Origin of the sequence: Sphingobium indicum BiD32 (assembly GCF_000382885.1) — a bacterium.
Classification (GTDB): domain Bacteria; phylum Pseudomonadota; class Alphaproteobacteria; order Sphingomonadales; family Sphingomonadaceae; genus Sphingobium; species Sphingobium japonicum_C.
On record NZ_CAVK010000080.1, the window covers coordinates 1 to 21,631 of the forward strand.

At 63.4% G+C, this 21,631-nt stretch carries 19 protein-coding genes and 1 tRNA gene; 6 read left to right on the forward strand and 14 right to left on the reverse strand.

The features are described from left to right. A partial coding sequence (locus EBBID32_RS08750; RefSeq protein WP_051093314.1) for a phytoene/squalene synthase family protein occupies positions 1-965 on the forward strand: 965 nt, incomplete at its 5' end. Positions 966-1,088: 123 nt separating this feature from the next. Here the strand turns inward: EBBID32_RS08750 and EBBID32_RS08755 are convergent. The 12 genes from EBBID32_RS08755 to EBBID32_RS08810 all read right to left on the reverse strand — a co-directional run bounded on the left by EBBID32_RS08755 (position 1,089) and on the right by EBBID32_RS08810 (position 11,250). Further along, positions 1,089-2,435 (reverse strand): ammonium transporter, encoded by a 1,347-nt coding sequence (locus tag EBBID32_RS08755; protein ID WP_006954268.1) that lies wholly within the window; start codon positions 2,433-2,435, stop codon positions 1,089-1,091. 13 nt (positions 2,436-2,448) lie between these two features. Continuing rightward, positions 2,449-2,787, reverse strand: a complete 339-nt coding sequence (locus tag EBBID32_RS08760; RefSeq protein ID WP_004209785.1) for a P-II family nitrogen regulator — start codon at positions 2,785-2,787, stop codon at positions 2,449-2,451. Between the two features lie 157 nt (positions 2,788-2,944). Further along, on the reverse strand, positions 2,945-3,520 hold the full coding sequence (locus tag EBBID32_RS08765) for a DUF924 family protein (RefSeq protein WP_037489884.1): 576 nt from the start codon (positions 3,518-3,520) through the stop codon (positions 2,945-2,947). Positions 3,521-3,575: 55 nt separating this feature from the next. After that, positions 3,576-5,018, reverse strand: coding sequence for a metalloprotease TldD (tldD, locus tag EBBID32_RS08770; RefSeq protein WP_037489893.1), 1,443 nt, complete (start codon positions 5,016-5,018; stop codon positions 3,576-3,578). 44 nt (positions 5,019-5,062) lie between these two features. After that, a complete protein-coding gene (locus EBBID32_RS08775; RefSeq protein ID WP_037489896.1) occupies positions 5,063-5,290 on the reverse strand; it encodes a zinc-finger domain-containing protein in 228 nt (75 codons plus the stop codon). 50 nt (positions 5,291-5,340) lie between these two features. Then, the gene (locus EBBID32_RS24075; RefSeq protein WP_006954277.1) at positions 5,341-5,508 is read right to left on the reverse strand and encodes a hypothetical protein; all 168 of its coding nucleotides are present in this window, start codon (positions 5,506-5,508) and stop codon (positions 5,341-5,343) included. A gap of 112 nt (positions 5,509-5,620) precedes the next feature. Then, positions 5,621-5,696: transfer RNA gene (locus EBBID32_RS08785), tRNA-Val, on the reverse strand. 54 nt (positions 5,697-5,750) lie between these two features. Continuing rightward, entirely contained in the window at positions 5,751-6,752 is a 1,002-nt protein-coding gene (locus tag EBBID32_RS08790; RefSeq protein ID WP_006954279.1) for a MarR family transcriptional regulator, read from the reverse strand. A 232-nt stretch (positions 6,753-6,984) separates the two neighbouring features. Continuing rightward, a complete protein-coding gene (locus EBBID32_RS08795) occupies positions 6,985-7,836 on the reverse strand; it encodes a D-amino-acid transaminase (protein ID WP_006954281.1) in 852 nt (283 codons plus the stop codon). Positions 7,837-8,279: 443 nt separating this feature from the next. Next, on the reverse strand, positions 8,280-9,806 hold the full coding sequence (gene rpoN / locus EBBID32_RS08800) for an RNA polymerase factor sigma-54 (RefSeq protein ID WP_006954283.1): 1,527 nt from the start codon (positions 9,804-9,806) through the stop codon (positions 8,280-8,282). A 45-nt stretch (positions 9,807-9,851) separates the two neighbouring features. Continuing rightward, the gene (gene lptB, locus EBBID32_RS08805; protein WP_006954285.1) at positions 9,852-10,640 is read right to left on the reverse strand and encodes an LPS export ABC transporter ATP-binding protein; all 789 of its coding nucleotides are present in this window, start codon (positions 10,638-10,640) and stop codon (positions 9,852-9,854) included. A gap of 133 nt (positions 10,641-10,773) precedes the next feature. Beyond that, on the reverse strand, positions 10,774-11,250 hold the full coding sequence (locus tag EBBID32_RS08810) for an Lrp/AsnC family transcriptional regulator (protein WP_006954287.1): 477 nt from the start codon (positions 11,248-11,250) through the stop codon (positions 10,774-10,776). A 94-nt stretch (positions 11,251-11,344) separates the two neighbouring features. On the opposite strand from EBBID32_RS08810, the gene phhA reads away from it, so the two are divergent. Genes phhA through maiA form a run of 5 tightly spaced genes read left to right on the forward strand, consistent with a single transcriptional unit; the run spans position 11,345 to position 16,478 of the window. Next, the gene (gene phhA, locus EBBID32_RS08815; protein WP_006954290.1) at positions 11,345-12,232 is read left to right on the forward strand and encodes a phenylalanine 4-monooxygenase; all 888 of its coding nucleotides are present in this window, start codon (positions 11,345-11,347) and stop codon (positions 12,230-12,232) included. Further along, complete coding sequence (gene hppD / locus EBBID32_RS08820) at positions 12,229-13,269, forward strand: 4-hydroxyphenylpyruvate dioxygenase (protein ID WP_006954292.1); 1,041 nt, start codon at positions 12,229-12,231, stop codon at positions 13,267-13,269. Before phhA ends, hppD begins: the two co-directional genes overlap by 4 nt. 3 nt (positions 13,270-13,272) lie before the next feature. Further along, entirely contained in the window at positions 13,273-14,544 is a 1,272-nt protein-coding gene (hmgA, locus tag EBBID32_RS08825) for a homogentisate 1,2-dioxygenase (protein WP_037489889.1), read from the forward strand. After that, positions 14,541-15,842, forward strand: coding sequence for a fumarylacetoacetase (gene fahA / locus EBBID32_RS08830; protein ID WP_006954296.1), 1,302 nt, complete (start codon positions 14,541-14,543; stop codon positions 15,840-15,842). Before hmgA ends, fahA begins: the two co-directional genes overlap by 4 nt. Positions 15,843-15,851: 9 nt before the next feature. After that, positions 15,852-16,478 (forward strand): maleylacetoacetate isomerase, encoded by a 627-nt coding sequence (maiA, locus tag EBBID32_RS08835; RefSeq protein WP_006954298.1) that lies wholly within the window; start codon positions 15,852-15,854, stop codon positions 16,476-16,478. Between the two features lie 3 nt (positions 16,479-16,481). On the opposite strand, the gene EBBID32_RS08840 is transcribed toward maiA, so the two are convergent. Next, positions 16,482-18,497, reverse strand: a complete 2,016-nt coding sequence (locus EBBID32_RS08840; protein WP_231382154.1) for an MGH1-like glycoside hydrolase domain-containing protein — start codon at positions 18,495-18,497, stop codon at positions 16,482-16,484. Between the two features lie 117 nt (positions 18,498-18,614). Continuing rightward, positions 18,615-21,425 (reverse strand): TonB-dependent receptor, encoded by a 2,811-nt coding sequence (locus EBBID32_RS08845; protein ID WP_006954302.1) that lies wholly within the window; start codon positions 21,423-21,425, stop codon positions 18,615-18,617. Positions 21,426-21,631 lie beyond the last annotated feature (206 nt).

The window sequence follows — 21,631 nt, forward strand, 5'->3', positions numbered from 1 at the left end:
CCCCTCCCGCAAGCGGGAGGGGAGACTTTGACCGCACCGCCCTCGTCGCCCATGCCCAGACGAGCATCGCGCGTGGCTCCAAATCCTTCGCCATGGCCTCCACTTTGTTCGACCGGCAGACCCGCGAACGCGCCTGGCTGCTCTATGCCTGGTGCCGCAAATGCGACGACATTGCCGATGGACAGGACCATGGCGGAACGCTGACCGGCGTGACCGACGGGCAGGCGCGACTATCGACCATCCGCGTGCTGACCGACATGGCGCTTCGGGGAGAAGCAACCGGCGATCCAGCCTTTGACGGCTTCGGCGTGGTGATGCGCGAATGTGCGATCCCCGCCCGCTACGCCCATGACCTGATCGAAGGATTCGCGCTCGACGCACGCGACTGGCGACCGCGTAGCCAGGACGACATGCTGCGCTATTGCTATCATGTCGCGGGCGCGGTCGGCTGCATGATGGCTGTGCTGATGGGGGTCGATCCTGACGACAGCGCGACGCTGGACCGGGCCTGCGATCTGGGACTGGCGTTTCAGCTGGCCAATATCGCCCGCGACATCAGCGAGGATGAAGCGGCCGACCGCTGCTACCTGCCGCAGCTATGGCTGGCCGAAATGGACATACCGCCCGGCGAGCTTATGAAGCCCTGGGTCCGCCCGCGCCTCGCCCAGCTGGGTCAGCGTATGGCGGACATGGCGGCCGCCTATGAACAAAGCGCCCGCCACGGCACCGGCGCACTCCCGCCGCGCGCCGCATGGGCGGTGCTGGCCGCAGCAGGCATTTACGGCGACATTGCGCGTGAAGTGGCGCGGCGCGGTGAACAGGCATGGGACCATCGCGTCATCACGCCCAAATCCGACAAGCTGCTATGGGTCGCGCGATCCGGCTGGCAAGTGATCGGCCGCGCCCGGCGCTGGCCCGCGACCACGCCGCGCCCAACGGGACTGTGGACCCGCCCCACCGGCTGACCCGCTTCTCAGGACCAAAAAAAAAGGGCCGATGCTTTCGCACCGGCCCGAGGCATGTTCGCAGGAGGAACAAGGTGGGGCGGGCGGGCCTTGCCCCTTTCGGGTGGCCCGCCCTGCCAAGTCTTACATATTATAGGCGCGTTCGCCGTGTTCGCCCAGGTCGAGACCTTCCAGTTCGACTTCCTGGCTGACACGCAGGCCGGTCACTGCCTTGGCGATGAACATAGCGATCACTGTGCCGATGGCGGCCCATACGATCGTCACGCCGACGGCGTAAAGCTGAATCAGCAGCTTGTCGAAGATGACATAATCCTCTGCACCCGGACCACCAAAGGCTGGCGAATAGACGATCGCCGTGCCGATGGCACCGATCATGCCGCCGACGCCGTGGATGCCAAAGGCGTCCAGCGAGTCATCATAGCCAAGCTTGGGCTTGAGGACGGTGACGGCGTAAAAGCAGATGATCGAAGCAATGGCACCAAGGATGATCGCGCCGAACGGACCGGAATTGCCCGCTGCCGGGGTGACCGCAACCAGACCGGCGATAATGCCCGAACAGAAGCCCAGAGCCGAACCCTTGTGACCGTTCAGCTTTTCAGCAAGCATCCAGAAGAGGCCGGCCGACGCCGTGGCAACGAAGGTGTTGATCATGGCGAGAGCCGCCGAACCATTGGCTTCCAGTGCCGAACCGGCGTTGAAGCCGAACCAGCCAACCCACAGCAGGCCGGTGCCAACGCCGGTCAGCGTCAACGAGTGGGGCGCCATCGGTTCCTTCGGGAAGCCGATACGCTTGCCCAGGATGATGCAGGCGACCAGTGCGGACACGCCCGCATTGATGTGGACGACGGTGCCGCCCGCAAAGTCGAGAGCGCCCAGCTTGAAGAAATAGCCGCTTGCCGCCCAGACCATGTGCGCGATTGGGAAATAAACGATCGTCAGCCACACTGCGGCAAAAACCATCACCGCCGAGAATTTGATGCGCTCGACGACCGAACCCAGCACCAGCGCGACGGTGATCGCGGCAAAGGTCATCTGGAAGCAGACGAACACATATTCGGGAATTTCGACGCCAGCGGTGAAGGTTGCAGCCTGCGATGCAGGCGTGATGCCCTTCAGGAACGCCTTGTCAAAGGTCGAGATGAAGTTGGACAGGCCGCTGGTATAATCAGGGCCAAAGGCCATCGAATAGCCGTAGATCACCCAGATCAGCATGGCCAAGCACGCAGCCGCGCCAATTTGGGTCATGACCGACAGCATGTTCTTCGTGCGGACAAGGCCGCCGTAGAAGAGGGCAAGGCCGGGCAGGATCATCGCCAGAACCAATATGGTCGAGATCATCATCCAGGCAGTATCGCCTTTATCGACGGTCGCGGCCGGGGCCGCGGCATCCTGTGCCCAGGCAGGCAGGGCGGCGAAGAGCGACAGCCCCGCTGCCCCCGCTACCCCGCAAAGTTTCTTGGAAAAGGTCATTATTTCCCCCTTCTTACAGCGCGGTTTCGCCGGTCTCGCCGGTGCGGATACGCACGGCCTGACCGACATCGAGGACGAAGATCTTGCCATCGCCGATGGCGCCCGAATTGGCGGCCGCCTGGGTCGCTTCCACGACGCGCGGCGCAAGGTCGTCGTCGCAGACCACCTCGATCTTGATCTTCGGGACCATGTTGGTGGAATATTCGGCGCCGCGATAGATTTCGGTCTGCCCCTTTTGGCGGCCGAAGCCCTTAACTTCGCTGACCGTCATACCTGCGATGCCGAGCGAGGATAGTGCCTCGCGGACATCGTCAAGCTTGAACGGCTTGATGATAGCCATGACAAGTTTCATGTCGCCCCCTGTTACTGGTGTGCGGGGACTACTCAGCAAGAGCCGTGCCAGTTTGTTAAACGCAGGTTAACGCGGGCTTGCGGCGCGCTGACATGACGGGCAGCGCCAAAAAAATGGGCAGCGCGGTGCCAATGCTCAAAAAATAGGCAGCGTCACGCTACCATTGCGCGCCTTGCCCAACGGCTTCCGCCTCTTCGGGCAATGTCGCCCGACCCAGCGCGGCATTGCGATGCGGGAAACGGCCAAAGCGGGCGATCGTTGCATGATGGTTCCGCGCAAAATCGAGTGACCGGCTATCGCCCGCGCCCTCAAACAGGCTCAATGACAGCTCCTGATCCTCCAACGCCTCGCTATGCTGGAACGGCATGTAGAAGAAAAGCCGCCCAGCGCCGCCAATCTGGATGTCATAGCCATGGGCGATCGCGCCGCGTGCCAGGTCGCGTGCGAGCGGATCGGTGGCGAAGGCCTGCGCCGTTTCGCGGAACATGTTGCGCGGCAATTGGTCGAACAGGATAATAGCGGCCAGCGCATCATCGGCGCGGTCGAGAAAGGCGTCGGCGGGGAGCGCCCGCTTTTCGGCCCACAAGGCCTGAAATCGCGCCCTACATTGATGATCGAGCGCGGGGTCATGGCTGTACCAGCCTACCTCGCCAACCTGGTTGAACCAGAAGTCGAGCAGCGCCGCCGCCCAATCGGCGGTTATTGCATCATGGCTGTCGGTCAGCATGTTCATGGGACTTATACCCATGACCCTCTCGCCCGGTTCCACGATCCGTAGCGGCAAAGCGTCAGGTCGCCGTGCCGCCGACAGTCAGTCCTTCCATCAGCAGGGTCGGCTGGCCAACGCCCGCCGGTACGCTCTGCCCGCCCTTGCCGCACATGCCGATGCCTTCGTCCAGCGCCCAGTCATTGCCGATGCCGACAACCTTGGTCAGCGCGGTTGGGCCATCGCCGATCAGCGTCGCGCCCTTGATCGGATCCCCCAGTTTGCCATTTTCGACCCTATAGGCTTCGGTGCAGGAAAAGACGAATTTGCCCGACACGATATCGACCTGCCCGCCGCCGAAACTCTTGGCGAAAATGCCCGACTTCATGCGCGACAATAATTCTTCCGGGTCGTCATTACCGCCCTTGATGAAGGTGTTGGTCATGCGCGGCATCGGACCATGGGCATAGCTTTCGCGGCGACCATTGCCGGTCGGTTCGACCCCCATCAGCCGGGAGTTGAGCCGGTCCTGCATATAGCCTTTGAGGATGCCGTCCTCGATCAGGATATTCTCCCGCGTCGGCGTGCCTTCATCGTCGATCGAGAGTGATCCGCGACGGCTGGCGATCGCGCCGTCATCGATCACGGTGACGCCCGGCGCGGCGACGCGCTGGCCGATGCGACCGGAAAAGGCACTGGTGCCCTTGCGATTGAAATCACCTTCCAGCCCATGGCCGATCGCTTCATGCACCAGCACACCGGGCCAGCCGGGGCCAAGCAGCACGGTCATTTCGCCCGCAGGCGCGGCGACCGATCGCAGATTGACCTGCGCCTGCGCCAGCGCTTCGTCGATCGCACGGTTCCAGACGGCCGGTTCCATAACCTGATCGTAGAGATAGCGCCCGCCAATGCCGAAGCTGCCGGTTTCGCGGCGGCCATCCTCTTCCAGGATCAGCGAGACGTTGAGCCGCACCAATGGGCGGATGTCGGTGGCAGTAAAGCCGTCGGCGCGGACGATTTCCACCACCGACCAGCTACCCGCCAGGCTGACCGACACCTGCGCGACGCGCGGATCGCGCGCGCGGGCAGCAGCGTCGATCGCGGCGCACAGCGTCACCTTCTCAGCAAAGGGGACGATCTCCAGTGGATTGGCGTCGGTATAAAGGTGGCGGTTGGTGCGCTGGGGCGGCGGCGCGGCCGGGGCCGTGGCGGGATCCAGCAGGGTCAGCGTCTGGGCTGCCTTGCGAATTGCCGCTTCGCTCATGTCATTGGCATGGGCAAAGCCGGTCATTTCGCCCGACACGCCGCGCAGGCCAAAGCCCGCATCGGTCGAATAATCGGCGGTTTTCAGCCGACCGTCATCAAAGCCGAAACTCTCGCTCGCGCGATATTGCAGATATAGTTCGCCATCGTCGCAGCTTTTGAGCGCATCGGCGGTCAGGCGACGCGCGCCGTCGGGGTCAAGCAAGCCGGGGCGATAGAGCAGGCCGCGGGCGTCGGTGAAGTGGGCGGAGATATCGGTCATGTCGCCCGATATAGGGGCGGCATCATCCAGGCCCAAAGGAAAAGTTAAAGGCTGGCGCCCGAAGCGATGTCCGGCTGGTTGCCGATGTCGCCCGTATCGGCAACGCCGCCCGCCAGCACGAAGCGGCGGTCGCAATAGCCGCAATCGACATAGCCATGCTCGTCAATTTCCAGAAACACGCGCGGATGGCCCAGCGCGGCGGGAATATCGCCCGATCCGTCGCAGGAGACGCGGGACTTGGAGACTCGGATGATTTCGGGCGGCTGGATCATGATCGCGGATCTAGCAGCGGCGGCGCTGCGCTGCAATATGGGACAGGCGCCTACATCAGCGGCAGGCGCGGCCTTTTGCAGGGATTGTCGTTGCCGCCCTTCACCGCCTTGGCCGCTGGTTTCCAGTCGGCGCAATCGCTGGCCGCCATCACCGCAAATGGCGACAGCATCAGCAGGGCAGGGGCGATGGTGCCGCCAAATAGGGCTGCTAAGGGCATGGGGGGGATGGTGCCGCAGCGATGCTTGCCACAGGATGAACGATACGCAGGCGGTCTGATTATCTGCCGCCGCGCATGTGCGAAAATCTTGCGGAACATAGTCCTGCAAAACTGGTGGGCGATGACGGGCTCGAACCGCCGACATTCTCGGTGTAAACGAGACGCTCTACCAACTGAGCTAATCGCCCGCTCCTGCGGAGAGCGCCTATCTAGGGAAAAATGCCGGGGCGTCAAGCCGGGAGTCAGATGGTGAGCAGGCGGCGGCTGGCCCCGAACCAGCGAGTGAGCGCTTCGGAAGCCTCATTGGCCAGCGCGATGAAGATGCGGCGGCCGTCATGCGGATCGGCCTGCCGCTCGACCAGCCCCTTGTCGGTCAGGGTGCGAATCCAGCGCAGTGCGGTGGTCGGCGGCACGGCGGCAGCAATGCACAGGCTGGAGACGGAGACGCGCTCATGTTCAAGTCTTGCGGCCAGCAGGTCGAGCAGCATGTCCCAGGCGGGATCGGCGAACAGGTCGCCCGGCAGGAAATCGGCACGGATGCGGCGGGCGCGCAGCAGGTCGCGGACCTGTGTGGCGCTGATGGCTGGCGTGTCGGTGCGCGTCGCTTCGCCGCCGATCGGCGCGAGGGCGGGCATCCCGATATAGTCGCTCGGCCGGTCGGAAATACGCTGGCCCAGATCAAAGCTGGGGGTGGCCATCCGCGTCCGCTCCGTCAGCGCGTCGAGGGTGCGGGCAAGGCGACCGACTTCCTCGCTCAATTGCTGGAGGCGGGCGCTTTCGCGGTCCATTTCATGCACATGGCCCGCAGCCGGGCGACGCTCCCCGGCGGCGACCAGCGCAGCGGCGAGTTCGACCCGGTCGGGATCGCACAGCAATTGCGTATGCGGACTGCGCAGGCAGGCGAAGGCCAGTTCCACCGTCTCCCATCCCGCCACCAGGATCACCGCCATGCCAGTCTGGATCGCCTGGGTCTCCAGTTGCACCAGCAACCGCTCCAATAGCGGGGTCATGGCGGGACAAAAGACCAGTACCGTATCGCACTGTGCCTGAAGATCGAGCCGCACCGGCGCGTCGGCCAGCGTGGCCAGTCCCAGCAGGCGAAAGCCTGCCGCCGCAGCAACCGGTTCCAGCGCGGAGACGTCCATCTGGTCGGCGATCACCAGCAGGCTGGCGCGCTCGTCGCGCTGCACCAACGTTGTGCCATGGCTCGTCAGCGGCGAGGCGTAGGAAAAATCTTCCATCATGATCCGAATCCTGTTCTAGCTTCGTTCCAAAGAATAAAGCAAGAACGGATCGATTCAGCCCCGCACATTCGCCATTTTGGATAGGGTCTGGAGCAATGGCTTCATTCGGTCATGGCAAAGGGGTGGGAGGGGGCACTTTCCGTCCAGTTTGCAGCCAATTCGGCGGGAGGATGAAGGAAATTTCCTATTATTTTAAGGAAGGGTGACGTTCTCTCCGAAATGGAGTCAATTGTCACACCGCCGTGGCGCGCGCGAATTCAACATAGAGCGCGCGCAGCCGCATCGCGACCGGGCCGGGGGTGCCGGTGCCGATGGTCTGGCCGTCGATGGTCACGACCGACTGGCACAGGGTCGATGCGCTGGTGATGAACGCCTCTTTCGCGGCCAGTGCCTCTGCCAGGGTAAAGGGGCGGCGGATGACGGCCAGGCCGCTTTCGGCCGCCAGTGCGGTCAGCGCGTCGCCGGTACAGCCCGCCAGTACGGCCTGACTATAGGGGCGCGTCACAATGCCCTCATCAGTGACGATGAAGGCGGTGGAGGACGCGCCTTCGGTGATGAAGCCATCCTCGACCAGCCAGGCTTCCTGCGCGCCCGCGTCGCGCGCGGCCTGCTTGGCCATGGCCTGGGCCAGCAAGCCGGTGCTTTTGATGTCGCGCCGTTTCCAGCGCAGGTCGGGCATCGTGGCTACCGCGATGCCGGTGGTGACGGCGGGGACGTTGAGGAAGGGCTTGTCCTGCACGAACAGGAACAGGGTCGGCGCGGTATCGGGTGACGGCAGGAAGTCACGGGTCGCGTCCGCGCCACGGGTCAGCTGGAGATAGACGAGGCCTTCAGCGAGCGCGTTGCGGGCAACGAGTTGCTTCTGCACCGCCTCGATCTCGGCAAGGCTGAGCGGTAGCCGGATGCTGAGTGCGGCGGCGGAGCGTTGCAACCGGGCGAGATGGCTGGCGCTGTCGACCAGCCTGCCGTCAATCACCGCAGCGACCTCATAAATGCCGTCGGCAAACAGGAAACCGCGATCGAGCGGCGAGATCCGGACCTGATCGAGCGGCAGAAAGGCACCATTGAGATAGGCGATCGACATGAAACGGAGCGGTCCCTGAGCGGTGGATATCCCCCGCTTTTGCCGGTCGGCCGGGCAGGGTCAAGCGGCTTGGCGTTGCATATGTCCCTAGTGGTCCGTTTCCGACATTTGCATCCCATATCGGCGAGGGCATGCGCAAATGTCGGAAGCCCAAGGACCACTAGAAAATCTTTGATTCTAGTGGATTTTACGATTTTGACATTTGCAGTCCCATCCCAACCGCCAGGGGATGCAAATGTCAAAATCAATCCACTAGTGCGGCACCGACGGCAGGCGCGGAACTTCGCTAAGTTCGCCCATGTCGCGCATGAAGAATAAGCGCAAAGTCGCTCGTCCGCTGGTGCGGATGGGGGAGGGGACGGACGATGGGAAGGAGCCGGGGCGGATATAGCAGGGCTGGGATATGTAGGACAGGCAGGAGGCTCCGCACTGTCTCGCCCTCCCTAAGCCGCCTTCCCCTGCAACGCTTTTTGCCGCCGCCGTTGCACCGATGAGCCTATCCCCATCGCCTCGCGATATTTCGCGACCGTGCGGCGGGCGATGTCCATGCCCTTGGCGCGGAGCAGATCGACCAGCGTGTCGTCGGACAGGATGGCATGGGGTTCTTCAGCCATGATCAGCGCCTTGATGTGGCTCTTGACCGCTTCGGCGGAGACGGCGCCGTCGCCCTCCGCGTTGGAAACGCCGCTGGTGAAGAAATATTTGAGTTCAAACTGGCCGCGCGGGCAGGAGAGATATTTGTTCGACGTCACCCGGCTGACGGTGGATTCATGCATGGCGATGGCGTCGGCGACGGTGCGCAGGGTCAGCGGTTTCAGATGCGCAACGCCCTTGCGGAAGAAATCCTCCTGTTGGCGGACGACTTCGCTGGCGACCTTGATGATCGTTTTTTGACGCTGGTCGAGTGCCTTGACCAGCCAGTTGGCGCTGGCGAGGCAGTCGGCAAGCCACGCCCTGGCGCTCTTGTCCTGCTTGCCCGACGCCAGTTCGACATAATAGCTGCGGTTGATGAGGACGCGAGGCAGGGTGGCGCTGTTAATCTCGATCGCCCAGCCATCGGCGGTCGGACGCACGAACAGGTCGGGGGTGACCGGGGCGGCACGATCGCTGGAAAAGCGCAGGCCGGGCTTGGGATCATAGCCGCGCAGTTCGCGGATCATGTCGGCCATATCCTCCTCATCCACGCCGCAGATGCGGCGCAACTGGGGCAGCGCGCCGCGCGCCAGCAGATCCAGATTGGCAAGCAACTTGGCCATGCAGGGATCGTGGCGGTCGGCTTCCTTGGCTTGCAGGGCGAGACATTCGGAGAGGGATCGCGCACCGACGCCGGTGGGGTCGAATGTGTGGATGACGCCCAATATCCGTTCGACATCGCACAAGGGCAGGCCGAGCGCATGGGCAAGTTCGAGCAGATTGGCCTCCAGATAACCCGCCGGGTCGATCTGGCCGATCAACTGGCCCGCGACGACCAGATCCATGCCCGACAAAGCGGCACGCGCCTGCTCCATCAGATGTTCCTGAAGGCTGGGTTCGGGATTGGCGAAACTGTCGAAATCGAGCGCTTCGCCGCTGCCGCCCGACAGCGCGTCCATGCCGCTGCCGGTGCCATGGGCGCTGGCCATGCGATCGCCGGGGCCATCGTCGATGAAGGTTTCCGCGCCATAATCGACGTCGAGCGGGGAATCGCTGCCGCCCAATCCCTGACCGATCAGATCGTCGCTGGACCCGGTTTCGGCTGAGAGGGTGGGGCGTTCCACATCACGGTCGATGCCGTCGGGGGCGGACAGATCATGGGGCAGATCATCGGACGCGCTGCCACTGTCGAGCAGCGGGTTTTTTTCCAGCTCGCCCGCGACAAACGCTTCGATCTCCAGATTGGACAGCGCCAGCAGCTTGATCGCCTGCTGGAGCTGCGGCGTCATCACCAGCGACTGGCTCTGCCGTATGTCGAGGCGTGGACCGAGCGCCATCAGAATAAGGTCTTTTCAGGAAAGTGAGCGCGCGCCACCATCATGTCAGAGCGAGAAATTCTCGCCCAGATAGAGACGGCGGACGTCGGCATTGGCGACCAGTTCGGTCGGGCTGCCCGCAAACAGCATCTGGCCGCCATAGATGATGCAGGCGCGATCGACGATTTCCAGCGTCTCGCGCACATTATGGTCGGTGATGAGGACACCGATGCCGCGATTCTTGAGATCCTTCACCAGATCGCGAATGTCGGAGATGGACAGCGGATCGATGCCCGCGAATGGTTCGTCCAGCAGCACAATGGATGGGTTGGCAGCGAGCGCCCGGGCGATTTCGCAGCGGCGGCGTTCGCCCCCCGACAGCGCCATCGCGGCAGAATCGCGCAGGCGGGTGAGGCCAAACTCGTCGAGCAACTGTTCCAGCCGGGCGTCGCGCGCGGCGCGATCCGGCTCGGCCAGTTCCAGCACCGCGCTGATATTCTGCGCCACGGTCAGGCCGCGAAAGATCGACGTTTCCTGCGGCAGATAGCCCAGGCCCAATATGGCGCGACGATACATGGGCAGGCCGGTAATATCCTGCCCGTCCAGCACGATGCGGCCGCGATCGGGCCGGACCAGCCCCATGACCGAATAGAAGCAGGTCGTCTTGCCCGCGCCGTTGGGGCCGAGCAGGCCGACCACTTCGCCCTTGCCCACGGTCAGCGACACGTCGGACAGCACCACCCGCTTGTCATAGCTTTTGGCGATGGAAATGACCGACAGACCGTCGCCCAGTTCCTGTGGGGCAAGCGGGCGGTGGTCCGTGGCGGGCCGTTCCTGGGTGGTGACGTCGTGCATGGCTCGTCCATTCTTGCAGCCAGTCGGTTGACCGCCGGTAAAAATCATCTGCCCTTGGGACAGTTGGCATTCTTTGTGCATGGGAATGCCGCCGGGGCAAGGGGGAAAATGGCAGGCGGGGGCTGGAGAGCGTCTAGCCGCGCACCGGCAGCGCCGTCTGATATTTGGTGACCGACAGCGCGAATTGCGAGGATGCGCCCGCGACCGAAGGATGTTTGAGCAGGGTGCGCATCAGGAAATGCTCATAATCGGCGACGTTGGAGGCGACGACGCGCATCAGATAATCCCATTCGCCCGACATGGAATAGCATTCCATCACCTGGTCATGATCGCGCACGAACGTCTCGAACGCGGCGATCGAGTCGCCGGAAAAATCCTTCATCCGTACATGGCAGAAGATGGTGACATCCTGCCCCAGCAATTGGGGATCGGCCAGCCGCACCGCGCCGCGCAGCACGCCTGCCTCCTCCAGCGCCCTGACCCTGCGCCAGCAGGACGGGCCGGTGCTGCCCACCCGTTCGGCGAGATCGGCATTGCTGAGCGCGGCGTCGCGCTGCAACTCTGTAACGATGCGGCGGTCGAGCGCATCGAGTTCGACAAATTTCGTCATGATATAGTCCAATCATGAAATATGATTACGACTATAGGCGAATAATCGGCCATTTTGAAAAGCAATTTCGCGCCCGATTTGCGATGCTGTCGCCATGGCCGAAACCCCGCCCGCCGAAACTCTGCCCGATCGTCCCGCGCGCGCCGCGGAGGACTGGACCGTCCCGCAGGACTGGGACCGTTACAGTGCGGCCGATCATGCGATGTGGGACCGATTGTTCGACCGGCAGGCGCGCATGTTGCCGGGGCGGGTGGTGCCCGAATTCATCGCTGGCCTCGACATATTGCGGATGGACCAGCCGGGCATCCCGCGCTTCGATGCGCTGTCGCAGCGGTTGATGGCGGCGACCGGGTGGCAGGTGGTCGCGGTGCCGGGGCTGGTGCCGGACCGCGTGTTTTTCGATCATCTGGCCAATCGCCGCTTCCCCGCCGGCCGCTTCATCCGCACCCCGGCGCAGGAGGATTATCTGCAGGAGCCGGACATATTTCACGACGTGTTCGGCCATGTCCCCCTGCTCGCCAACCCGGTGTTCGCCGATTATATGCAGGCCTATGGCGAGGGCGGGCTGCGCGCCGACGGGCTGGGCGCGATCGAGAAACTGGCGCGGCTCTATTGGTACACGGTCGAATTCGGACTGATCGCGACGCCGCAAGGCCTGCGCCTCTATGGCGCGGGGATCGTGTCGTCCAATGCCGAGTCGCATTTTGCGCTGGAAGATCCCTCGCCCAACCGGCTGGGGTTCGATCTCCAGCGGCTGATGCGGACCCGCTACAGGATTGACGATTTCCAGCAGAGCTATTTCGTCATCGACAGTTTCGACCAGTTGCTGCGCCAGACCGTCGGGACCGACTTTGCGCCGCTCTACGCTGCGCTGGAACAGCAGAGCGATTTCGACACCGACACCATTTTGCCCGGCGACCGCGTCTTTACCCGCGGGACGCAGGCCTATGCCCATAAGAAAATGCAAGAGGAGCCGATATGACTGCCAGCGCCGACAACCCTCTGGGCCTCAACGGTTTTGAGTTCGTCGAATTCACATCGCCAGAGCCGGACGCGATGGCCGCGCAGTTCGAGGCGCTGGGCTTTACCGCGACGCACCGGCACCCGACCAAGAATATCACCCGCTACAAGCAGGGGCGGATCAACCTGATGCTGAACCGCGACGATGCGGGGCGGGTCGCGGCGTTTCGCGGGGTGCATGGCCCATCGGCGAGCGCCATGGCCTTCCGCGTCGCCAATCCGCAGGGCGCGCTGCAATGGGCGCTGGCCAACGGCGCGCAGCCGACCGAGGAGGATGACACCGTCATCATGGGGATTGGCGGCGCCTATCTCTATTTCATGCCCGACCGGGGTGATCCTTACGCCAGCTGGGCCGAATTTCCCGGCTGGCGCGAGGCGGAGGCGCGCAACAATGTCGGCCTCGACCTGCTCGACCATCTGACCCACAATGTCCGGCGCGGCCAGATGCGGGTGTGGAGCGAGTTTTACCGCACCTTGTTTGGGTTCGAGGAACAGAAATTCTTCGATATCGAAGGCAAGGCGACGGGCCTGACCAGCCAGGCGATGATCGCGCCGGACCGGGCGATCCGCATCCCGCTCAACGAAAGCAAGGATGACAATAGCCAGATCGAGGAATTCATCCGCGACTATCATGGCGAGGGTATCCAGCATCTCGCGCTCACCACCGACGATATCTATGCCGCGGTCGAAAAGCTGCGCGCGCGCGGGGTCCGGTTGCAGGACACGATCGAGACCTATTATGAACTGGTCGACAAGCGTGTGCCGGGCCATGGCGAGGATCTGGACCGGTTGCGCGCCAACCGCATCCTGATCGACGGCGATGTGGAAAGCGAAGGGCTGTTGCTCCAGATCTTTACCGAGCCGATGTTCGGGCCGATCTTTTTCGAGATCATCCAGCGCAAGGGCAATGAAGGCTTTGGCAACGGCAATTTCCAGGCCTTGTTCGAGAGTATCGAACTGGACCAGATACGGCGCGGGGTTGTGGAGGTGAATGCGTGATGGCTGATATTCCTCCCCGGCTGGGGCAATCATCATGCGAGTGAGGCGGTGGCCGGGGCGTTGCCGGTCGGGCGCAATTCGCCGCAGCGCGTGCCGTTCGGCCTCTATGCCGAACAATTGTCCGGCACCGCCTTCACCGCGCCGCGCCATGACAACCGGCGTAGCTGGCTCTACCGGATGCGGCCGAGCGCTGCGCATCCGCCCTTCCGGCCCTATGCGCGCAATACGCTGATCGCGTCGGGGCAGGTCGATACGCCCAACCGGCTGCGCTGGAACCCGCTGCCCGCCGCCGCGTCCGGCGTGGATTTTGTCGATGGGTTGATCACCGTCGCGACCAATGGCGACATTGGCGCGGGAACCGGCTGCGCGGTGCATCTTTATGCGGCCAGCGCTTCGATGGTCGACCGGGCTTTCTGCTGCGCCGACGGCGAAATGCTGATCCTGCCGCAGCGGGGCCGCCTGCGCATCGTCACCGAAATGGGCGTGCTGGACATCGCGCCCTTGCAGGTCGCGGTGATCCCGCGCGGGGTGCGTTTTCGCGTCGAGCTGCCCGACGGCGCGGCACGCGGCTATGTCTGCGAAAATCACGGGCACCTGTTCAGGCTACCGGAACTGGGACCGATCGGCTCCAACGGTCTGGCCAACGCCCGCGATTTCGAGGCACCTGTTGCTGCCTATGAGGATGTCGAGCGGCCTACCCAGATCGTGCAGAAATATGGCGGCACGCTCTGGGCGAGCGAGCTGGACCATAGCCCGTTCGATGTCGTCGCCTGGCACGGCAATCTGGCCCCCTGTCGCTATGACCTCACGCGCTTCAACACGATCGGCACGGTCAGTTACGACCATCCCGACCCGTCCATCTTCACCGTGCTGACCAGCTCCAGCGACACGCCGGGCACCGCCAATGTCGATTTCGTGATCTTCCCGCCGCGCTGGATGGTGGCGGAGGATACGTTCCGCCCGCCCTGGTTCCACCGCAATGTGATGAGCGAATATATGGGCCTGATCCACGGCCAATATGACGCCAAGGCGGACGGCTTTGCGCCGGGTGGGGGCAGTCTGCACAACAGCATGTCGGGCCATGGGCCGGACGTCGATAGCTGGCGCAAGGCGGTGGATGCCGACCTGTCGCCCCACAGGATAGAGGATATGATGGCCTTCATGATCGAGAGCCGCCTGCCGTTTCGCCCGACCCGCTGGGCGATGGAAACGCCTTTGTTGCAGGGTGATTATGACGCTTGCTGGCAGAGCTTCCCCAAGGCGCGCCTGCCATGACCCGCTGGTGGACCACCGACGAGACGCATGATCCGGCACGGACCAGCTGGGTCGCCAGCGCGCAGGGCCACGCCGATTTCCCGATCCAGAACCTGCCCTATGGCGTCTTTTCGCCCGCTGGTTGCCAGCCTCGGATCGGGGTCGCGATCGGCGACATGATCCTCGATCTGGCGGCCTGCGCGGACGAAGGGCTGGTCGCGCAGGATGCGGCGCTGTCACACCCGACGCTCAACGCGCTGATGGCGCTGCCTGCCGATACGCGCCGCACCCTGCGTCGCGCGATCAGCGCTTTGCTATCCGATCCCGCGATGCAGGCGGCGGTCGAGCCGCATCTCCATGCCGCGCGCGACTGCACCATGCATCTGCCCGCGCGGATTGGCGATTATAGCGACTTCTATGTCGGCATCCATCACGCCAATAATATCGGCCGTCAGTTTCGGCCGGACAATCCGCTGCTGCCCAATTATAAATATGTGCCGATCGGCTATCATGGCCGGGCCTCATCCATCCGTCCGTCGGGCGAAGCGCTGGTGCGGCCCTGCGGCCAGCGCAAGGCACCCGACGCCAACATACCCGTCTATGGTCCGACCGCGCGGCTGGATTATGAGCTGGAGCTGGGCGTGTGGATCGGGCCGGGCAATGATCTGGGGACGCCGATCGCGATCCACGACGCGGCTGACCATATTGCGGGCTTCTGCCTGCTCAACGACTGGTCGGCGCGCGATTTTCAGGCGTGGGAATATCAGCCGCTTGGGCCGTTCCTGGCCAAGAATTTCCATTCCACCATCTCGCCCTGGATCATCACCGCCGAAGCCCTGGCCCCGTTCCGCATCGCCCAGCCCGCGCGGCCCGGTGACGATCCTGAACCCTTGCCCTATCTGGCCGATGCCGACGATCAGGCGCACGGCGCGCTGGGGCTGAGCCTGTCGGTCTATCTGACCAGCGCGGCGATGCGGGCCGAAGGGATGGCTCCGATGCGGCTGAGCCATGGTCCGGCCAGCAATATGTATTGGACGGTGCAGCAGATCGTCACCCACCATGCGTCCAATGGCTGCAACCTGATGCCCGGCGATCTGCTCGGCACTGGCACCATCTCCGCGCCGCTGCGGGAGGGTTTTGGCAGCCTGATGGAGCTGTCCGCCGGTGGCAGGGAGCCACTGTCCCTGCCGACCGGGGAAACGCGCGCCTTTCTGGCCGATGGCGATGAAGTGACGTTGCGGGCGGTGGCGCGGGCGGACGGGTTTATGCCCATAGGCTTTGGCGAGTGCCGGGCGCAGATCTTGCCGGCGCGGGAATAGGAGGACGGCATGATCCTGCACGGCTATTATCGGTCAAGCGCGGCCTACCGGGTGCGGATCGCGCTGAACCTGAAAGGCCTGGCCTATGCCGACGCCTTTCATCATTTGTTGCGAAAGGAACAGCGCGCGCCGGACTATCTGGCGCTCAATCCGCAGGGGCTGGTCCCCGCGCTGGAGGTGGACGGGACGGTGCTGACCCAGAGCATCGCCATTTGCGACTATCTCGATGAAGCCTATCCCGATCCGCCGCTGCTGCCCGTCGATCCGATCGCACGAGCGCAGGTGCGCGCCTTCGCGCTGGCTATCGCGTGCGACATTCATCCGGTGCAGAATCTGAAGATATTGCGGCGGCTCCGCGCGCTGGGGCTGGACGAGGCGCAGGTCAACGGCTGGGCGCGCGAGACGATCGAGGACGGGCTGGCAGCCTGCTCGAAGCTGATCGACGGACAGAGCGGCCCCTATTGTTTCGGCGACCGGGTGACGCTGGCCGACATCTGCCTTGTCCCCCAACTGGTCAACGCCAGGCGTTTTGGCGCGCGCTTCGACTATGGCCGCATTCCCGCGATAGAGGCGGCCTGCCTCGCGCTCCCTGCCTTTGCCCGCGCTGCGCCCGAAAACCAGCCCGACGCGGAATAGGCGTCAGTCGGTAAACAGCTTGAATTCGACCAGTCGGGTCGCCCTGCCAGCGGGCTGGGTCAGGAGCAGGCGGACCTTGCTGGTGCGGATCACGGGCCAGCGCAGCGGCGTGACGCCATTGGCGATCGGGCTGCCCTTGGGCGTGGCAATGTCCTGCCAGCGATTGGCCATCCACGCCTGAAGCCGGTAGACGCGGGGCACCGCGAAACGCTGCCCGTCGGCGAAAAAGGCGAGTTCGGCGCGGCCTAGGTCGGTCGGCTGGCCAAGATCGATGGCATAATATTGCTGCGCCGGAGCAGGGGCGGAAGACCAGCCATTGGCCAGTTCGGGAAAGAACCATGTCCGCCCGTCGATCGCGTCATGGATATTTTCGGGGTCGCTGTTGCTGGACGCGGACCCCATCGGAAACTGGCTGCTGACAAGTTGTACCGCGCGGTTGATCGGGTGGGCAATCGCTGGCGTGGCGGCACGGGGCAGGGGGATTTCGATGCGGCCGAGCGTTGCGCGGCGCGCAACTTCGCGGCCATCCACCTCGATCGCCAGCCCCTTGCCGCGCCGATAATGGCTGCCATCGGCGTCCCATGTCACCGCGATCCTGTGGCCATGATAGGGAACGTCCTGCACCCTGAACCAGCCAAGCGCCTGTGGGTCGGCAGCGTCGGGCAGCAGCGGATTGACTTCCAGCACATCGTCGGCGCGGGGGCGGATGCCCACCAGGCCGGTCAGGATCAGGTCATTGAAACCGGAATGAAAATAATGGTGGCTGCGGTCCAGTCCGACGATCGGCTGGCCGGTTTCGGGATGATAATCCTCCTCCAGATCGATTTTGTCCCCCTGATAATGGAGCGCGGCATATTGGCGCAGCAGGCGCATATAGGTGCTGCGCGTGACCGGGCCGGTGTGGTTGCGATGGTCCAGCAGATTGGCCATGGCGTGCAGCACCTGCGTCGTCTGATAGGGCCAGATCGGGCCGTTCCACTGACATTCGGGGTCTTTGCCCAGATAGCGATATTGGCGCATATAATATTCGTAACTGGCCTCGACCGTGCGCATCCCGGCCTTGCCCGCCAGCGACGTCGGGTCGATCAGATGCGCCCAGGCGGCGGCATATTTCGCCTCGTCGGGTACGATGTCGAACATCCAGGGCAGATAGCCGACCAGCTCGCGGTTGCGGATCGGCTGCCAGTAGCCGACAAATTCATTTTTGCGCGACTGATGCCGGTCGATGAAGTGGGTGAGTGTGTCGCTCCACAGGTCGGCCAGTACATGGCTTTGCAGTGCGTCGGCGCGCGCGCTGTAGGCGGCGGCCATCGCCTTGTCGCCGGTCAGCGTTGCCATCTTCGCGATCGCGCGGGCATTGGCGACCATATAGCTGTTGACCGAGGGGCGGAAGGCATCGCCACCCCGGAACCCGTCCTTGCCGCCCGATGCGTCGATCGAGGAGACGGTATATTCGGTCGCGTCCAGCAGCGGTTCGACGAAATACAGCCCCTTGTCGAAGTCGAACTTGTCGTCCCACAGCCGGTAGATATGGTTCATGACGGGCAGGTGGCGCACCGCGCCATCGCGGTCGCCATCGACCAGATAGCGGCCCCAGACCGAGTCCGCCATATGATCGGTGAAATGCCGGTCATTGCCGCCGCTGCGATACATGAAGTTGATATAATCGTCGGCAAAGCGCCGGTCATTGAGCCAGCGCCCCTCGCCCAGATGAAAGCCGGTGGCGTCGTTCAGGCTGGCATAGGGGTGCCGCTGCCAGTCGACATCGTCGAGAAACTCGGTCGAGATATAGCCGTCCGCGCCCAGATCACGCTGATGCGCTCGATAGAGTTGCCAGCGATAATAATAGACCGCATCCAGTTTCGGATCGGCGGACTCGAAATAGGGGATGCGATCGCGATACCAGGGCGCGTCATTGCCGAAGTGCCGGGTGGCGATGGCGACTGTGTCCATCACCGGCGGCGATGGGGCGGCACCAATGCCGATCAACGCGGCCCCGGCCAGCAACAGCATCTTCATCGCGCGCATCGCATCCTCCGTAAAACAAATATGGCGGCCGTTCCGGGATTGGAGAGAGTCCCGGAACGACCGCCAGACATGGAAAGCGGCGAGGAGACGCCGCGTCCCACGGGGCGCTTAATTGAAGCTGTAACGGACACCCAGCGCAAATGTGCGCGCCAGCAGGGTGGTGCCCAGATTGAACTGTTCCGGGCCGCCGACATCTTCAAACTTGTAATAGGTCTGCATCTTCGACCGGGTCAGGTTGACCGCGTCGAAGGTCAGGCCCAGGCGATCAGTGACCTTGGCGGTCAGCTGGAAGTCCAGGCTCTTTTCCGGGGCACGCCATACGCCGATCGGGTTGGCGAACAGGCGCGCTTCGTTATTGGCCAGGAATTCCTTGCGCCAGACATAGGAGAGCCGCGCACCGATCGGCCCACGCTCATAGGCGAGCGTCGCGTTATAGCTCATGTCGGACACGCCGAAGAAGGACGAGCTGGTCTGGCCGGTGACATTGCCGTTGATATCGACCAGCGGGATATTCTGCTTGGAATCCAGGATCGTCAGGCTGCCCTGGAACCCCAGACCGTTGAGCGGACCGGGCAGATAGGTCGGGAAATAGGTCAGCCCCAGTTCCACGCCCTTGAGCACGCCCTTGGACGCATTTTCCGGCCGGGTGATGAGGAAGCTGTTGGTGTTGAGGCCTGAACCCGGCACCGCGGTCAGCGATGTGATCGGCACCACCAGCCCGTCAATCTCGCGCCGGAACAGGGTGGCGTAGATCGCGCTGCTGCGTTCAAAATACCATTCCGCCGCCAGATCGAAATTCTTGGACGTGGTGGGTGCCAACCCCGGATTGCCGCGACCGCCGGTGCCATAGCCGACATTGGTGAGGTCGCCGGTCAGCGTGTAATTGGGGTTGAGGTCGGCAAAGGCGGGACGACGCAGCGTTTCGCCATAGTTGAAACGCAGGCGCAGATTGTCGAATATCTCGTAGCGGGCGGTGAAGCTGGGCAGGAAGCGCTGCGTGCCCGACGCGGCCTGCGTCACCAGAGGCGGATTGCTGTAGCGATCGACGAAGGTGAAATTGGTGTCGACAGCGACAAAGCGCACGCCCGCCTGCAACTGGAGCGGGCGACCGAAGATCGAGATTTCGGCGTCGGCCTGCGCATAGGCGGCCAGCGTGACTTCGTTGATGTCGAACACATCGGTCATCGTCATCTGGTCCGACAGCAGGATGCGGTCGGCATAGCGCGGGTCGTTCTTGTAGAGCTGGCGGATGGTGTCGGCATTTTTCGACAGCCAATAGCCGCTGGGCAGCACCCAGCTGGTCGGAATGTCGGCCCGGCCGTCATAAAAGCCGCTGTTGGTGAACAGCGCTTCGGCGGGCAGGGTGGACAGGTTCGCGCCCAGGCCGCCTGCATCCTGCGTGCGCACCGAATCGCGCGCCTTGCGATCATCGTAACGGAAGCCGCCGCTGATCTTGCGGATGAAGCCTTCGTCCCATTCATAATCGCCGTCGAGCGTGAAGGTCAGCGCGCTGCCCTTCGACTTGTTGGCATTGTCGTAAAACTCGCCGATGGTCCACTGGGCGGGGTCCGCCAGCAGGGCGTCATCGTCGAAATGATAGGAGGGGATGCCACCACCGGCGTTGAAGTCCACGTCGATGGCCGACGCGACGCGGGTGGTGCGCATCGCGATGAAGGACGTCTTGTTGGTGCTGCTCTGATAGGCGAGGTCCGCGACGATCTTGCCGCCTTCGCCGACATTCCACTTGCCGTTCAGCGCATAGACGTAGGAATCGGTCTTGTTGGTGCCGAAATCGCCGCTGTTGAAGCCGAACACGTCGCCGGCGCGGCGCGACTTGATGATGTTGGTGCCGTCATACAGCTCGAACGTCGAACCGGGGTTTGGACCCAGGCTGCCCCACCAGTCGGCAAAGCTGAACTGCAGCGAGTTGAAGGTGTTGCCCTTGAACCCGTTGTAGAACATTTCGGCGGTATATTCCGAACTGTCATTGGGTGCCCACTGGACCGCAACGTTGAACGCGGGGCGCTCACGCTTGCCGTAGAGGTCGGAGCTGAAAATCGCGTCGCGCGAGAGATAATAAGGGACGTTGACGCCGTTGATGGGCAGCGTCGAACCGGCGGCGGAGGGCAGGCCGCGTTCCTGGCCGGGCTGCCAGCCGGAGAAGATGCGTTCGAGGGGGGTGAAGCCCGAACCGGCAGGGGGATTTTCGGTCGCGAACGGCACCATCGCGCCCGCCGTGGTCGTCATGTCGCGGAACTTGGTGCGGGTGTAGCTGCCGTTGATCAGGATGCCGATGTCGCCGATGCCGGTTTCCCAGCGGTTGCTGACCAGCAATGCGACGTTGGGATTATAGGTGTCGGCTTCTTCATTATAGATGCCGCGCGCCAGTGCCGACAGGGCAAAGCCGTCAAAATCGAAGGGACGGCGGGTCTTGACGTCGATCTGGCCAGCCAGGCCGGTTTCAATCTGTTCGGCGGCGCGGGTCTTGTACACGTCGACCTGGCGGATCAGGTTGGCCGACAGATCCTGCAAGGCGAAGGCCTGACCGGAAGCAGTGAAGATGTTGCGGCCGTTCAATGTGGTCAGCGCATCGGGCAGGCCACGGATCGAGATGGCGCCTGCTTCGCCGCCGGTGCGGTTGGTGACCTGGATACCGGTGACGCGCTGGAGCGCTTCGATGACATTATTGTCGGGCAGCTTGCCGACATCTTCGGCGACGATCGAATCGACGATCTGGACCGATTCCTTGCGGACGTTGATGGCGCCGATCATCGAGGCGCGAACGCCGGTGACGACGATGTCGGCGACGTCATCCTCTGCGGCGATCTGGGGCGCGGGGCTGGTCTGCGCCTGGGCGGTGGCGCCCAGCATCAGCGCGAACATGGATGCGGAACAAAGTGCGATCGGCCGAAGTGCCATTTCAAGTCCTCCCCTGCGGCTGGCCCATTCGCCATGCCTGAATTACTCAGACTAATTATTGCTCCGACAAATGGAGTGCAAGCGAAATTTTGTGGATGGGGCATACAAAGGCGGCGGGGCCGTGATATTATTGCCGCAGGCCAGCACCCGCGACGTTCCCGGCGCTTCTGGTGCGAAGGGTGGATAGGCAAAGGCCGGTCATCGAT